This window comes from Salmonella sp. SAL04213 (genome assembly GCF_046550535.1).
In the GTDB taxonomy this organism is placed as follows: domain Bacteria; phylum Pseudomonadota; class Gammaproteobacteria; order Enterobacterales; family Enterobacteriaceae; genus Salmonella; species Salmonella enterica.
The window spans coordinates 19,916-33,954 of sequence record NZ_JBGDXS010000009.1 but is presented as its reverse complement, the minus strand read 5'-3'; the positions used below and the strand labels follow the sequence as shown (position 1 = coordinate 33,954).

Annotated in this window: 14 protein-coding genes and 1 pseudogene; all 15 read right to left on the bottom strand. The window is 53.5% G+C overall.

Annotated elements, in window-relative coordinates; all coding sequences use genetic code 11:
• Positions 1-29 precede the first annotated feature (29 nt).
• The 15 genes and pseudogenes from ACLJPQ_RS18765 to tssC all read right to left on the bottom strand — a co-directional run bounded on the left by ACLJPQ_RS18765 (position 30) and on the right by tssC (position 14,026).
• Entirely contained in the window at positions 30-797 is a 768-nt protein-coding gene (locus ACLJPQ_RS18765; protein ID WP_080185180.1) for a TagF domain-containing protein, read from the bottom strand.
• On the bottom strand, positions 797-4,666 hold the full coding sequence (icmF, locus tag ACLJPQ_RS18760; RefSeq protein WP_079959425.1) for a Type VI secretion protein IcmF: 3,870 nt from the start codon (positions 4,664-4,666) through the stop codon (positions 797-799). Before icmF ends, ACLJPQ_RS18765 begins: the two co-directional genes overlap by 1 nt.
• 33 nt (positions 4,667-4,699) lie before the next feature.
• Positions 4,700-5,131 (bottom strand): Shiga-like toxin A subunit SciR, encoded by a 432-nt coding sequence (gene sciR, locus ACLJPQ_RS18755; RefSeq protein ID WP_077905250.1) that lies wholly within the window; start codon positions 5,129-5,131, stop codon positions 4,700-4,702.
• 202 nt (positions 5,132-5,333) lie between these two features.
• On the bottom strand, positions 5,334-6,107 hold the full coding sequence (locus ACLJPQ_RS18750; protein ID WP_080185181.1) for a Rap1a/Tai family immunity protein: 774 nt from the start codon (positions 6,105-6,107) through the stop codon (positions 5,334-5,336).
• Positions 6,108-6,111: 4 nt separating this feature from the next.
• A complete protein-coding gene (tssL, locus tag ACLJPQ_RS18745) occupies positions 6,112-7,416 on the bottom strand; it encodes a type VI secretion system protein TssL, long form (protein WP_000132483.1) in 1,305 nt (434 codons plus the stop codon).
• Positions 7,413-8,756, bottom strand: a complete 1,344-nt coding sequence (tssK, locus tag ACLJPQ_RS18740; RefSeq protein WP_000118732.1) for a type VI secretion system baseplate subunit TssK — start codon at positions 8,754-8,756, stop codon at positions 7,413-7,415. The genes tssL and tssK overlap by 4 nt, the downstream gene beginning before the upstream one ends.
• A gap of 3 nt (positions 8,757-8,759) precedes the next feature.
• Positions 8,760-9,296: a type VI secretion system lipoprotein TssJ gene (tssJ, locus tag ACLJPQ_RS18735; protein ID WP_020898423.1), complete on the bottom strand. Its 537-nt coding sequence runs from the start codon at positions 9,294-9,296 to the stop codon at positions 8,760-8,762.
• Between the two features lie 66 nt (positions 9,297-9,362).
• Positions 9,363-9,848, bottom strand: coding sequence for an Hcp family type VI secretion system effector (locus ACLJPQ_RS18730; protein WP_000119443.1), 486 nt, complete (start codon positions 9,846-9,848; stop codon positions 9,363-9,365).
• A 142-nt stretch (positions 9,849-9,990) separates the two neighbouring features.
• Complete coding sequence (locus tag ACLJPQ_RS18725; protein WP_000379146.1) at positions 9,991-10,374, bottom strand: type VI secretion system amidase immunity protein Tai4; 384 nt, start codon at positions 10,372-10,374, stop codon at positions 9,991-9,993.
• Positions 10,359-10,844 (bottom strand): type VI secretion system amidase effector protein Tae4, encoded by a 486-nt coding sequence (locus ACLJPQ_RS18720; RefSeq protein WP_001081550.1) that lies wholly within the window; start codon positions 10,842-10,844, stop codon positions 10,359-10,361. Before ACLJPQ_RS18720 ends, ACLJPQ_RS18725 begins: the two co-directional genes overlap by 16 nt.
• A gap of 42 nt (positions 10,845-10,886) precedes the next feature.
• Positions 10,887-11,079: pseudogene (locus ACLJPQ_RS18715) on the bottom strand (type VI secretion system lipoprotein TssJ); the annotation flags it as partial.
• A gap of 67 nt (positions 11,080-11,146) precedes the next feature.
• On the bottom strand, positions 11,147-11,632 hold the full coding sequence (locus tag ACLJPQ_RS18710) for an Hcp family type VI secretion system effector (protein ID WP_000312802.1): 486 nt from the start codon (positions 11,630-11,632) through the stop codon (positions 11,147-11,149).
• Positions 11,633-11,885: 253 nt separating this feature from the next.
• A complete protein-coding gene (locus ACLJPQ_RS18705; protein ID WP_312038673.1) occupies positions 11,886-12,332 on the bottom strand; it encodes an STY0301 family protein in 447 nt (148 codons plus the stop codon).
• A gap of 12 nt (positions 12,333-12,344) precedes the next feature.
• Entirely contained in the window at positions 12,345-12,503 is a 159-nt protein-coding gene (locus ACLJPQ_RS18700) for a BPSL0067 family protein (RefSeq protein WP_223228256.1), read from the bottom strand.
• A 14-nt stretch (positions 12,504-12,517) separates the two neighbouring features.
• Complete coding sequence (tssC, locus tag ACLJPQ_RS18695) at positions 12,518-14,026, bottom strand: type VI secretion system contractile sheath large subunit (RefSeq protein WP_000013884.1); 1,509 nt, start codon at positions 14,024-14,026, stop codon at positions 12,518-12,520.
• Between the last annotated feature and the right edge of the window lie 13 nt (positions 14,027-14,039).

Sequence of the window (14,039 nt, the reverse complement as noted above, 5' to 3'; positions counted from 1 at the left end):
AGCAGATGTTTTTAAAACCACCATGTTCATTATTTCTCCGCCAGTCGCAGCGCATCCACATACCGCCCTTCACTGTTCTGCTGCCAGAACCAGCCTTGTCCCGGTGTTGCCTGCCCCAGCGTCTTACCCGGCCAGCCCGGCCACGGCAGATAACGCACGCCCGGCAGTTCTACTACCGGTGCTTCATCCGGCAGCCCGGTCAATTCCCGGCTGCGCTGCGATGTACGTCGTAACCCGCGCAGCCACTGCGCCCACCACGGCCCCGGCTGCCACATCACCCATAGCTGGTCCACCTGCTCCGTCAGCCGCCCGCGCCGCATCGTGTCCGGCGTGATATGCTGCGCCGCCAGCCTCGCCAGCCAGTACAGCCAGCCCTGCGTCTCCTGCAAACTCTCGTCCAGCCACTCCCGACCGCAGCGCTGGTAAATCACCAGCGGCCACGGGCGTCCCACGCTATCCCGTGACGCCATCAGCACTCCGGTCAGCCAGTCAGTCGTCCCACCCATCGGCAAAAATCCCGGCGACATCACAAAGCTCCACGGCAGCGGATGGTGTTCCGGCGCGGGCATATCATGTTCGCCACGCGGCGACAGGTGCATCCAGCCGTCACGCTCTTCATCGGTCGTCTGGCCTTCCGGCAACACGATATGCCGCCCGCTGCCCACCCACGTCTGGCGGTTCAGCCAGTCCTGCCATATTCGTCCCTCTTCAGCGCCCACCCGCCAGCGCACATAGTCGCGCTGGTCCGGCAGCCTGCCGAACATCGCCGGGGCTGATACCACCGCTGGCCGGCGCATTACAACGCCCTCGCCGGACAACTGAAGTTCTGCAACAGCTCCCGGCTGACCGGGTTAAAATCCCGCCCGGCGGTGATTTCCAGCACCACCCGGCGACCGTCAAAATCATATTCCACCAGTTGACGCCCCCGCACCGCCGTTTCCTGTACCATTCCGGCGTCCAGCAGATGAAACAGCGCCCACGGCCCGCCGGTCAGTAGCGTTGAGGTGTCCTGGCGAATACGCGGGCTGGCGGTGATTTCCGCCATCGAGCCGTTGCGCGGTCCCGGCCACGTCACTTTCAGGGGCCGGTCCGGACCATGGGCGTAGCGCAGCACCTGGCCGTCGATATCAATCACCAGTTCCGTGATGGCCGGGTCCATATCCACCACGCTAATCTGCATCGACCAGGAAAATTTTTTCCCGCCCTCGCTGTTAAAAAATACGCTGCGGATCTGCTTCGCCTGCTGAAACGGCGTCAGATCCGGCCCCTGCAATGTCATGTTGCCTTCGGTCGGTTTGTAGCGCCACGGGTCGCTGGCGGTGTCCGCCAGCGGAGCCAGTTGTTTGCTCCAGAAAGCATCCAGTACGCCGCCGCTGGCGAAGATGCGGTTAAAGTCCTCGGCGCTGACCTCCTGCGGACTGTCGGCGAACGGATAGCGCCCGTCGATGGCGTCACGGCAGTCGTCGCCCATCATCGCCTCCATCTGGGTGTTCAGCACGTCGCCGGTCCCGGCGTTGATTTTGCGCGTTCCCTGCTTCGTCAGATCCAGCAGGATGTTTTTCAGCGGCGCAGGCAGTTTCGCCGCCTCCAGTTGCAACTTGTCTGCGGCAGTAATGCGCGCTGGCAACGTCCCCGCCGCCAGCGCGCTATCAGCAATGGTCAGTTGGGTGTAATACTCGTTGAGCATGGTCAGCAGCGAAGCGATCTGCATCGTCCCACCGCCGCTCTGTCCGCCGTCCGTCCGCCCGGCAATGACCTCGCGCAGCGCGGCGAAACGATCATCCACCAGCGTTTTTTCCAGCCGCTCTTCCGGGTGAATATCCTGGAACAGTTTTGCCGTCTGTACCACTTTCCCCGCGTTACCGGATGCGCGCTGCGCCAGTTGTTTCTGTCTGGCCTGCGGGTCCGGCGGCGGCACCAGCGTGGTCTGCTCCACCACCGCTTTTCCCAGCCGCATCAGCGGTGAGTCCGGCGACGCCAGAGTGCGCAGCACCTGTAAATCATAGGCCAGGCCGGAACTGCCCTCTTCCCCGGCACTGTTGATACTATGGATACTGTCCAGAAAATCCTGCCAGCGGCGGGCATATTCCGTCAGGTACAAACGGCGGACTTCGCGGGCGACAGACTGCTCCTGCCCCGGTATCTGGCTGCGCAGGCTGTCAGTCAGCTTTTTTGGCGTACTCTCCCGGCCCATCACCCAGCCATCGTTCGCCGTCGCCGCCGCCACAAATTCCGGTAATCGTTTGTCGAACAGCTCCCGGTAACCTTCACGGGTAAAAATACCCGGCACGCCCCGATCCAACGGCGCGCCGTTGCTACGCACAAACACCGTTCCCGCATCCGCGCCGACGGCGCGTACCAGCGTGAACTCCTGCGGCGCTTCGCTCTCCATCGCCGCCAGCGCCCGCGCATAGATACGCTCGGTACTGGTGTGACCGTCGAGGAATGCCCGCGCCTGGCGGATCAGTGCCTCATTTTTCTCATACGGTGAATGCACCACCCGGCTGCCGTCAAACAGCGCTTCGATATGCGTCAGCACGGCGGCGCGCCCGCCAAACCCGGCCACGCTGTCGCTGTTCCCCAGATCGTTAATCACCCACGACTGGATCTCCGCCGCGTTGTATTTATCTTCGTGATCTTTATCCAGATTCAGTAGCAGATAGATGCGCAGGGCATCATACGCAGCTTTACTGTCCTGACGGGCAATGGCGTCCGCCAGCACATACTCCATCCGTTTCACCAGCGGCGGCAGCAGCAGTTGATCCAGCAGGCGGTTGTACAGCGACGCCACGCTGTCGGTTACCGGCGGTACGCTGTACAGGCCGTAGCGCCAGGTCAGCGGCGGCGCGTCCGGGTCCAGTTCCGGCCAGGCGGACAGTTCCCTTGCGCTGTCCAGCAGTGCCGGGACGGGAGCCATCGCCGGTTTACCGGTGTAGGCTTTCACTTCACCGTCCAGCCGGGTCGCGCGGGCGCTGATTTCATTCAGATAGTCGCCGTTGGTCTGCTGGCTGGTCTGCATCCCCTGCCACAACAGGAATGCCAGCACCAGTACCAGCAGGTGCCCGCCGAGGCGCAGCAGGCGATAACGCCAGGCCCACTGGAGGTTTGGCTCCACCAGGTGCGCTTCACGGAAAATAAACTGTGTCAGCAGGTCATGCAGGAAGTAGCTGCGGTTGCCGTCCGGCAGAGCGTGCGGGAGAGAGGCGGAGGATTCGCCACGGGCGGTTTTTATCGCCCGGACAAAGCGCTGCCAGATACTCAACTGGTCGGCCACGGCGTCGGCCTGCGCCTGCGCGGCGCTGGTGAAAAAGACCCCGCGCAGCGTGTTATTCAGTTGCGTGGCATCGAATTTTGAATCGAGGAAGATCTGTTCAATAGCCTCCAGCAACGGCTCGCCGAGGGCGGCGAACTCACGCGGGAAGGTATACAGCCGCTGGCGGCTTTTAAGGTCGTACTCTTCCTGTAACCGGGTATCCAGTCCCTGATCCAACCGCAGCGTCAGGCGCGCCAGCTCCTGCGCGCAGGCGGCGTGCAGCGCCTGCGGGTCTCCCGCTTTTCGCCTGCGGCTGTACGGCAACGTGAAGCCCCAGATTTGTGCGCGAAGATGGCTGGTCAGCGTGCGAAAATACTCGCTGAACCCCGGCAACAAATCCATTTTGGTGACCACCAGATAGACCGGAAAGCGAATCCCCAGGGTCTCGCGCAGTTCTGCCAGTCGCGCCCGCAGAGCGGCGCAGGCCGCCAGGCGTTCCGCCGGTGACTGTGCGGTTAAATCCGCCACGTTTAGCGTCAGGATCACGCCGTTAAGCGGCGCGCCGGGGCGATGTTTACGCAGCAGACCGAGAAAGCCCTGCCACTCTCCGGCGTTACGCTGCGCGGCGCTCGCTTCACCACCGTCATCGTGGCGGGCGTAGCGTCCGGCCGTATCAATCAACACCGCTTCGTTGGTAAACCACCAGTCGCAGTGTAGCGTGCCGCCACCCGGCACTGTCAGGATACGCGAGGTCTGCTCCATTTGCTCCGCCAGCGGGAACTGCAATCCGGTGTTCAGCAGGGCCGTGGTTTTGCCATCGCCGGGACTGCCGACCACCATGAACCACGGCAGCTCATACAGAAAGCGTTTTCCCTCGAAGATTTTACGCCAGCCAGGCATATCCACCCGCAACTGCCGCAGCTGCCGGATGGCCTGCGTGACAATATGGTTGACGGTGCGCAGGTCGGCTTTGATCTCGCCTGCCACCGGTACCTCTTCCCCGCGCGGATGCAGGAAGCGACGCAGCAGTTGTTCATCCATACGCAGCGCACGCCACAGCCGATACAGGCCGTACAGCGCGTACATCAGCAGGATGAAACCAATCAGGGTCAGGCGGACCCACAGCGGCGCAAACGGATGGACATCGCCCAGGGCCAGCAGCGGTGTGACGAAGCCAATCGCCAGGCACAGGACACTGATGCCGATGATACTCATCGACCAGTTGACCAGCCACAGTACCAGCAGCATCAGCAACAGGGCAATGGTCACTACCCGGCTACCCACGGAGGCCAGCGGGCGCAGGGTATCAAATGACACCAGCGGCCCGACAAACCAGACCAGCAGCGCCAGAACCAGAACGCCCACAACTGCCAGCGCGCGCCGGGAAAAAAGCAGACTAAGAAATTTTTGCATTATATTTCGACTCGCCACCCAATAATCAATATTTTAAAATTCCCTGAATAAAGTAATATAACCATTAAATCTTACAGAACACTCATCAGCATTCATGAAGCTGGATGCAATGAAAATATCTTTTTCTTTATCTTTGTTAATATAGGTATATTTTGCCACGATAGATTTAACCTGATTTTCATAGTAACTATCGAAATAGGATTTTTTATCTAATATTGCCACTTTATTTTTGGCCTTATCTTTTTCATAATCCATCCTGGCCAGAGATTCTGCATAGACCTTAGATACAGGCGAGATATCAAGAATCTCTACCTTTGTTTTATCCTTTATAATAGTAGCGACATCTATATTCAGGTCATTTTTTATGGCATCAAATAATGATGACTCCATTGATGCTCCAACCGTAGCACACCCATAATCGTGCGCATAAGAAATGGCAGGAATACCCACCAACAGACAGACCATTATCTTAAACATATCAATCCCTTACTACCAAGACTTTACCACCAAGACTTTATCTGAACTGGCAGCGATAACATTATCACAGGGTATACCTGTCACATTTCAGGCTACATGTGCGTTGGCTTTACTCTCTTACCCCAGTCACGAACCAATGTATGCTCCCGGGGATTTATTTCCTTGCCGCCTTGATGCAACTTGAATGATTTTATATCTTACAGGGGTACTCTATTAATTTATTTATGATAAGTTCAGCCGCGCGAGAATTCAGTTCCTCATTGGTTTTATTTTTAAGAGAAACATAGACTAATTCATTTAATGTTAGCGTCTTAAATAAAGCGTATCCACACCACAGTTTGTTCTCTGTCGCATCCTCCACGCCGAGCAGATAGACACCCGCCCTGAGTTTATCCCGTTGATTACCAGACACCCAAAATTTAAAAAAGTCATTACCTGAAAGATTAAGCGCATCCGGAGTCAGGGATAAAATGGGAGATGACCGGGAAGCAATTTTTATGGAGGAGTCTGTCCTCTGACAGGGAAAATTTTTAACTAATGCTTCCTCTATTAGTATTGAAGCCCTTACATCAGGCTTTTTCACTGCGTGCTGTTCAAACCAGGTCAGCACAGTATGGTTTATTGTTATACTGTCAACCTGACCATATCCACACCAGGCTTTACCTTCTGTCGCATCCTCCACCCCCAACACATACATCAGTGTATTATCTTTTTCCTGTAAGTTATCACTGGCATAAAATCCCAGAAAATCCCGTATACTGAGGTTGACATTATCGGGGGAAATGAATCCTGCGTTAATCAGGGACCCGGCAAAAACGCCACCGGGTAATAAACAACATAAAATGATCAAAAAAACACGGATAGATCGTTTTATGTGATATGTCGCTGAGATCCGATAATAATCCCCCGTCACGCCACATACTGCCGAATGATGAGACACATCATAGGTTGATTTTTTCATCATTCATTCACTCCACTACCAGAATTTCCACCCGACGGTTTTTCGCCCGCCCGGCTTTACTGCCGTTATCCGCCACCGGCACCGTATCGCCCTTGCCGACGATATGTACCCGTCCGGCAGGTACGCCGCCGGAGGTCAGCAACGCCGCAACTTCCGCCGCCCGTTTTTCCGACAGCACCAGGTTGGATGGGAATTCAGCCGAATGAATGGGCTGGCTGTCAGTGTGACCCGTTACAGTGACTGCGCCGCCCACGCGGGCGATTTCCCGCGCCGCTTTGTTAATCACTGGCCGGATTGCGTCACTCACCGTTTTCTGTCCCGGCACAAACATGGCGTCGCCACGGAAGACCACCCTACTGTGCTGGTCATCTTCGTCCACGGTCAGCAGGCCACGGGCGATTTCGTTTGCCAGCAGGATTTTCAGCCGCAGCTTATGAACCGGCACGGGCGGCGGCGGCAGTTTTATACCAATCGCATCAATATGCTGTTGTACGGTGACGGTCTGCACATCCATCCGGTGGCTGTAAAGGCCAAACAGCGTCAGCATCGCCAACAGGGCTATCCCGGCGCTCAGCCAGACCGGCACCCGGCGCATCCGCCGCAGTCGTCCGCTTATCGCCCCCTGAAAGTCAGGCGAGAGCGCGGGCATAACCGGATCGCGACGCTGTGAAAGCTGTGTCAGCAGTTGCTGGCGAATATTGTCCAGTTGCTTACGCCCGTCTGGCTGCACGCTGTAGCGGCCTTCAAATCCCAACCCCAGCAGGTGGTAGATAACCTCCAGTACGTTGCCATGCTCCTGGAAGCTGGCCGCCAGACGCCCGATGATCTGGAAAAGTTTTATCCCGCCTTCGCTTTCACCATGAAATGTTACCAGCAGGCTTTTTCCGGCCCAGACGCCGCGCCGTCCCCAGGTTGTGTTATTAGCGGCTTCATCAAGCGCCGTACACAGGCAGTAACGTACCGCCAGTACGTGCTCGCGCCGCAGGTTCGCCTGATCGCATAATGTCTGGTACAGATGCATCTCGCGTACCAACAGATTACGATAAGGCTCTACCAGGGCCGCATCCAGTTTAGCGGGCATGGCTGCGAGAGCGCACAATAAAGGCCGGGCAGCGGCGAGCAACGGGTTAGCCGCCGCGCTGATTTCAGCCAGCCGAAGTTTGCTGTCCGGACCGTCTTCAACGATGACATTGAGTTCCGTGCGCTGGCTGGTGTGTACCGGCGTTTCATATTCACTGTCCTTATGCTCCGGCGTGGTGGACAAAAAGGACATCATGTCCGCCGCTGGCGGCGTCAGGGTACTGTCTGTCATTTATCGCGCACTCCCCACAGTTCTGTCTCCAGCCCCGGAAATTCCCCGGCGGTATGCATGGCCATCCCGCCGTAACGGGCAATGTGTTCCCACAATGCTCCCTCGCGGCGGATGTCGTAATAGATGTATCCGGCCTGAAACGGGATTTGGCGCGGTGGTACAGGCAGAACCTGCAAAGCCAGCCCCGGCAGATGCGAGCGGATCAGTTCCGGCAGGCGATCGGATGGCCCGATTTTGGTCTGGGCGGCAAAATGTTGCAGTAGCACATCGGTCGGCATTGAAGCCTTTATCGCCAGTACCAGCGTGCTGAAATCGGCAAGATCGGAAGGAGCCACCACCGCATTCAGGATGCCGTAAGTCCCCTCTTTCAGTTCGATGCGCTGCGCGCCCCGGATCAGTACCGCATTCAGCAGGAACTGCACCTCATCAACCAGCGATTTCAACCCGGCATAGGGCGTCAGGTGTTTGTACTCTTTGTATTCAGCGGGCCGTCGCGTTTGTGGACGCACATAGGTGGAGAGTTCCCCGGCCAGTTCGGACAGGTAGCGATACAACACTTCCGGGGCCAGCGGCGTTTTCGCCAGGTGGGTCAACAGCGGCTCAAAGCGATTGAGAATTTGCAACAGCAGGTAATCGGAGACCTCCGCTGCTTCATGGCCGTGGTTGTCGCTGCCTGTCAGCCGTTCCGCCAGCGAATCGGCCCGCATCCGGATGAGATCGTTGATCCACGACAGCCAGGTACACATCAGTGAACTGGCCTGATAATTAATGATGGGCGGGATCAGGTCGTGGTCGATATCTATCCGCCCGTCAGGGTTCAACCCGGTGATGCGGGTCAACGGCAGGCCAATCCAGGCGCCCGTCACCGCTTTTTCCGGCAGCAGCCGCAGGCGCAGGTGACTGAGCTGTAATAACTGCGCGCCACGTCCCAGCGAGTTGGCGTCGCGGATGTCGTGTTCATGTACCGAGAAACGCGCCAGTGATTCCGGGTTATTGTCAAACGTGGTTTCTTCGCTGTTCGGCGCGCGTACCGGTACCGCCAGACAAATCTGCTGGTTCAGGTGCTCCGGCAGGATGGTCAGCGGCGGCGGCAGCGGGGTGTGGTCCGGTGCGTTAAACGGCGTGCCGTCAGGGAAAATCCCTGATGCCTCTTTCAGTATCAGTTTACCGATGTTCAGCGCTTCGCCATCAATATTGTAGTGGCTGAATCCCCAGAAAAAGGGGGTCAGCGGCAGGCTGCGGTAATGCATGACGTGTTCCAGATAACGCTCTTGCTGCTGAAACATCTGCGGCAGTAAAAATTGTCCTTCACTCCAGACTACGCGGTCATTCCAGCTCATAATTCATTTATCCCGTTCCGTAATTACAATGGCGCTTTGTTCCAGTTCCGCCTCCAACTGCACTTTTCCTTTCCCCGGTATGAAGCTGCTGTACCAGGCTTTTTCCGGGGCTTCCGGGATTTTGTAGGTTACCCGCCAGACCGATTTGGCCAGGTTACGGTATCCGGCCAGTACGCCGATTGCCGTGGTCTGCGCATTCAGCGGGCGACGCAGTTTTTTCTCTTCGCCGGGACGCAAAATAAAGCTGTCGCGACGCACTAAATCGTCGGTAAGGACGGATTTGTCGTTGTCATGGAGCGACCAGTAATCAGCTGTCGTGAAAGCGGCGTCATTTTTTAGTTCATAAACACGAATCTCAATGGGCGCGGCCTTCTTCTGATTGTCAGGATTCACCTTATCGGAGGCTTTCACGCTCAGGTCGAGTCGCTGTGATTCGAGGTCAGGTAACGCATCGCTACTGCCGCATCCGGAAAGCAGGAGCAGTACAAAAGGCATAGCTACCGCACATAACCGCCGAGTGGGGTTACGCCATTTATTCACTGTAAATTCCTTTAAAATCAAAACAATAAATCCGGCCAGATATAAATCTGGCCGGAAAAACAGCCGTTAAATTTCTTTGTTGGCCTTGAAGTCGTAGCCTGCGGTGATGGTGCCGCCGCTGCCGCCCTGCTGGTTCTGCACCACGTATTCCTGCTTCACGGTGCTGAAGGAGAGTTCAATTGATTCGCGAGACGCAATTTCCCCTCCCTGGCTTCCGCTGGGCGATACCATTGCAATAATCAGATCTGTGAAAGTGTACTTGAGGTACTCCAGCGGATTGCCGCCAGCCTTACGCATAACCAGAATGGCCTGCGGAATGTGCTTACCGGAAGAGCAGTATTTGAACAGGTTCGGGCTGGCGCGATCGATGTAATGTTCAAATGAAAGATTAGTGACGGAGACCTTACCGGAACCGAGACCGCTACCGGCGTGCATGGTGGATTCCTGATGAATATTCCAGCGCCAGCTCAGTACTTCAATTTCATTTTTGTGTTTGTCATCCATTGACTCGCCGTCAATGCCGTCAATTTTCAGAAAAATGTCATAAGACATATCTACTATCCTTTTAACTACCTAAATTAAGCCCTGATTTATCTGCTTTATTAGGTGAACAGATTAACTATTCCTGTACAGCTCTTTCTTACCCATAAATTCATCAGAGCAAGAGAACGTATGCTTTTAATATCTTTGAATTTTACTTCTCGACACGCCTTTTAATTAATTCATTTAATTCCCTGTCATGGATAAAATCTATGCACTTCATGGTATTAAAATCTGATGATATCGAACCGTTATATTTCAACCCTGAATATTTTTTCGCAATCTCATCAATTTCATGGTAAATCTCCACAGATTGTTTACCATATTCAAGGTAAGCACTGGCCGTAGCTCTGGCATCGTTTTTAACGACATCATCTTTGTATACTAATGCCAGACAATGACTCAGCGCCCAATTTTTTAAGAGTTCCGACTGTGAATATTGTGTGGTCAATGCTTCTTGTGCAAAGGATGGCTGCCATACCAGCATTCCACTTATGCTGAAAGTAACTAATATTAACCATTTCACGGCAGTATCCACAGAGTCCCAACTTCAGGAACAAATGGTCCATTATCTGGGTCATTTAATAAGTGGCACTGATCTGAACAGATACTGCCATTCCATAATGTAACGTGTCCTCTGGCATTGCTCCAGCCATGCCCTTTTACTACGATAATTCCTTTCTTCCCTATAAAGTCACTCTGTTTCGGATTATTAACAATAAGATCAGGCTTGCCCATAGTATGAGTAAGATAATCAATCATATCATTCACGCGATAAATATAGAATTTATTATCGGCACCACTAACCTTTGCATACGGAGAGTTACGGGCTATTGGGAATCCTGTCGCATTCAAAACATAGCTCATTCGAATAGGGCAGGCATTTTGAAAATAACCACCAGTTATATTTTTCCCAACGTTTCCACCAATAATGCTACCCACATCAGCGACGGAATGATTCACCTTCCTAAAAGCTAACCACGCTTCATTGAATGAAGGTCTGTTCATTTTGCTTACCCTCTAAAAATTCTGTGTAGGTCATTAATTCTCAACACGTATCTTCATGGACGCCGCTTTCTTCTGATTGTCAGAATTCACCTTGTAAAACGCTTTCACGCTCAAGTCAGGCCGCTGCGATTAGGGGTCAGGTAGCGAATCGCTACTGCCGCATCCGGAAAGCAGGAGCAGGCAAAAGGCATAGCTACCGCACATAACCACCGAGTGGGTTACGCCATTTATTCACTGTAAATTCCTTTAAAATCAAAATAATAAAACCAGCCAGACATAACATCTGGCCGGGAAAACAGCCGTTAAATTTCTTTGTTCGCCTTGAAGTCGTAGCCTGCGGTGATGGTGCCGCCGCTGCCGCCCTGCTGGTTCTGCACCACGTATTCCTGCTTCACGGTGCTGAAGGAGAGCTCCACCGTTTCACGGGAGGCGATTTCACCATCGTGGCTGCCGCTCGGGGAAACCACGGCGACAATCAGGTCGGTGAAGGTATACTTGAGGTACTCCAGCGGATTGCCGCCAGCCTTACGCATAACCAGAATGGCCTGCGGAATGTGCTTGCCGGAGGCGCAGTATTTGAACAGGTTCGGGCTGGCGCGATCGATATAGTGATCAAAATCCAGGTTGGTGACGGAGACCTTACCGGAGCCGAGGCCGCTACCGGCGTGCATGGTGGATTCCTGATGGATATTCCAGCGCCAGCTCAGTACTTCAATTTCATTTTTGTGTTTGTCATCCATCGACTCACCGTCGATGCCGTCAATTTTCAGAAAAATGTCATAAGCCATTTTTATATCCTTATTAAGTTTTACTTAAAATAAACCTGATTTTATCTATATCTTTTTGTTTATAGATAAATCATTGCCGTACAGAATCCTTCTCCAATAACTTCAGGAGAACAGAAGACTGTATATTTTTCCGGTACCGATAATGTATTTAGTTATTTTATGAATTTGCATTATTTAATGCATATAAATAATGCTTCATAACTTCCGATAATAAAAACCATAACCTGTACTGAAATTTTCACGTCTCAAATCGCTAATTACAGATAAAAGATACAGACTGGTCTTCTGGCGATCCCTCAAAATTACGAGTCTTACAGCGAGTAGAAGAAGCAGGTATTGGTTGCGTCAACCATATCTGTTCATGACCATAAATACACGAAACCCAATAGCAATCGGTTTCTTTATCGCTAACACGTTCTGTTTCCCATACAGACCAATTTTCACCGTTTACTTTTTTAGTCTCTGGTTTGAGATCCATCAGGTTTTCAGGTTTACCCTGCGTTACCCCAATACTACTTAACCATAAACGCGACATATATCGGGGAGAAAGCTGCCACGGCGCTGGGACATCAGACTTCAGGCTCACAGCAGAAGACTGAGTATCAATAACAGCCGGACAACTGACTTCCCAGGCTACAGCATATTGTGAAAAGAGCAGAACAATACCAGGTAACAGATGAAAAGTTGGGCTTATGGTCATAATATGTATTTCCTACTCAATGATATAAAAAGCTTCGGCATTGTTACTGGCATTCGGATATGTGTCATCATTACGTACCCCACCTTTACGAGAAAGTGGGCGAGACGAAATTCTTTTCTTCATATCCCTCTTTATATTCTCTATCTTCTCTGTCTTCACTCGCTTAAACATTCATAAAATATATATCAGGCATTGCCCTGCTTCACTGACGGCAGTTTTGTCACCAGGCGCAGCGATCCCGTCAGCCCTTCAAGCTGGAAATGCGGACGCAGGAAGAATTTCGCGTCGTAATAACCTGGATTGCCTTCCACCTCTTCCACCACTACTTCAGCGGCAGCCAGCGGACGACGGGCTTTAGTTTCTTGCGAGGAGTTCACCGGATCGGCGTCGACGTAATTCATAATCCATTCATTTAGCCAGCGCTGCATATCCTCACGCTCTTTAAAGGAACCGATTTTGTCGCGGACGATACATTTGAGGAAGTGAGCGAAGCGCGAGCAGGCGAACAGGTACGGCAGACGGGCGGACAGGTTGGCGTTGGCCGTCGCGTCCGGATCGTAGTATTCCTGTGGTTTTTGCAGCGATTGTGCGCCGATAAAGGCAGCATAGTCTGAGTTTTTACGGTGGATCAACGGGATAAAACCGTTTTTCGCCAGTTCAGCCTCGCGGCGGTCAGAGATGGCAATTTCGGTCGGGCATTTCATGTCCACGCCGCCATCGTCAGTCGGGAAGGTATGGCAGGGAAGATTTTCCACCGCACCGCCTGATTCCACACCGCGAATCAACGTACACCAGCCGTAGTGTTTGAAGGAACGGTTGATGTTTACGCCCATCGCGTAGGCCGCGTTGCTCCAGACGTATTTAGTATGGTCAGAACCATCCGCATCTTCTTCAAAATCAAACTCGTCCACCGGGTTGGTTTTTGCGCCATACGGCAGGCGGGCAAGAAAACGCGGCATCGTCAGGCCAATATAACGGGAGTCTTCGCTGGCCCGCAGGGAGTTCCACGGCGCATATTCCAGGTTCTGAGTGACGATTTTAGTCAGGTCGCGAGGATTCGCCAGCTCCTGCCAGGAGTCCATTTGCAGTACCGAGGGGGAAGCCCCGGCAATAAACGGCGCATGGGCCGACGCGGCGACTTTGGCGATAGAGCCAAGCAGATCCACATCGGGCGGTGTATGGTCGAAGTAGTAATCCGCAATGATACAGCCATAAGGTTCGCCGCCTAACTGGCCGTATTCAGCTTCATACAGTTTCTTGAACATCGGGCTTTGATCCCAGGCGATGCCCTTGTAACGCTTCATGTTGCGCCGCAATTCATCTTTTGACAGATTCATGAAGCGAATTTTCAGCTTTTCGTCGGTCTCGGTGTTGTAAACCAGATGCTCCATACCGCGCCACGAGGATTCCAGCTTCTGCCAGTCGGGATGTTGCAGAATCAGTTTGATCTGTTCGGTCAGCTTAAAGTCGATCTGCGCAATAATAGCGCTGATGCTTTTATAGGCGTCATCGCTGACGGTGATCGTGTTCGCCAGCGCCTGTTGCGCCAGCGTCTGCACCGCGGCTTCCACGGCTTTTGCCGCCTGGGTAGTCTTGGGTCGGAAGGCCTGATTCAGCAACGCATCAAATTCACCGGATGCGGAGACGGTATCCTGAGCAACCGCGTCGGTTGCCTGCATATTACTGTTTGCCATGAAAATTCCTTAA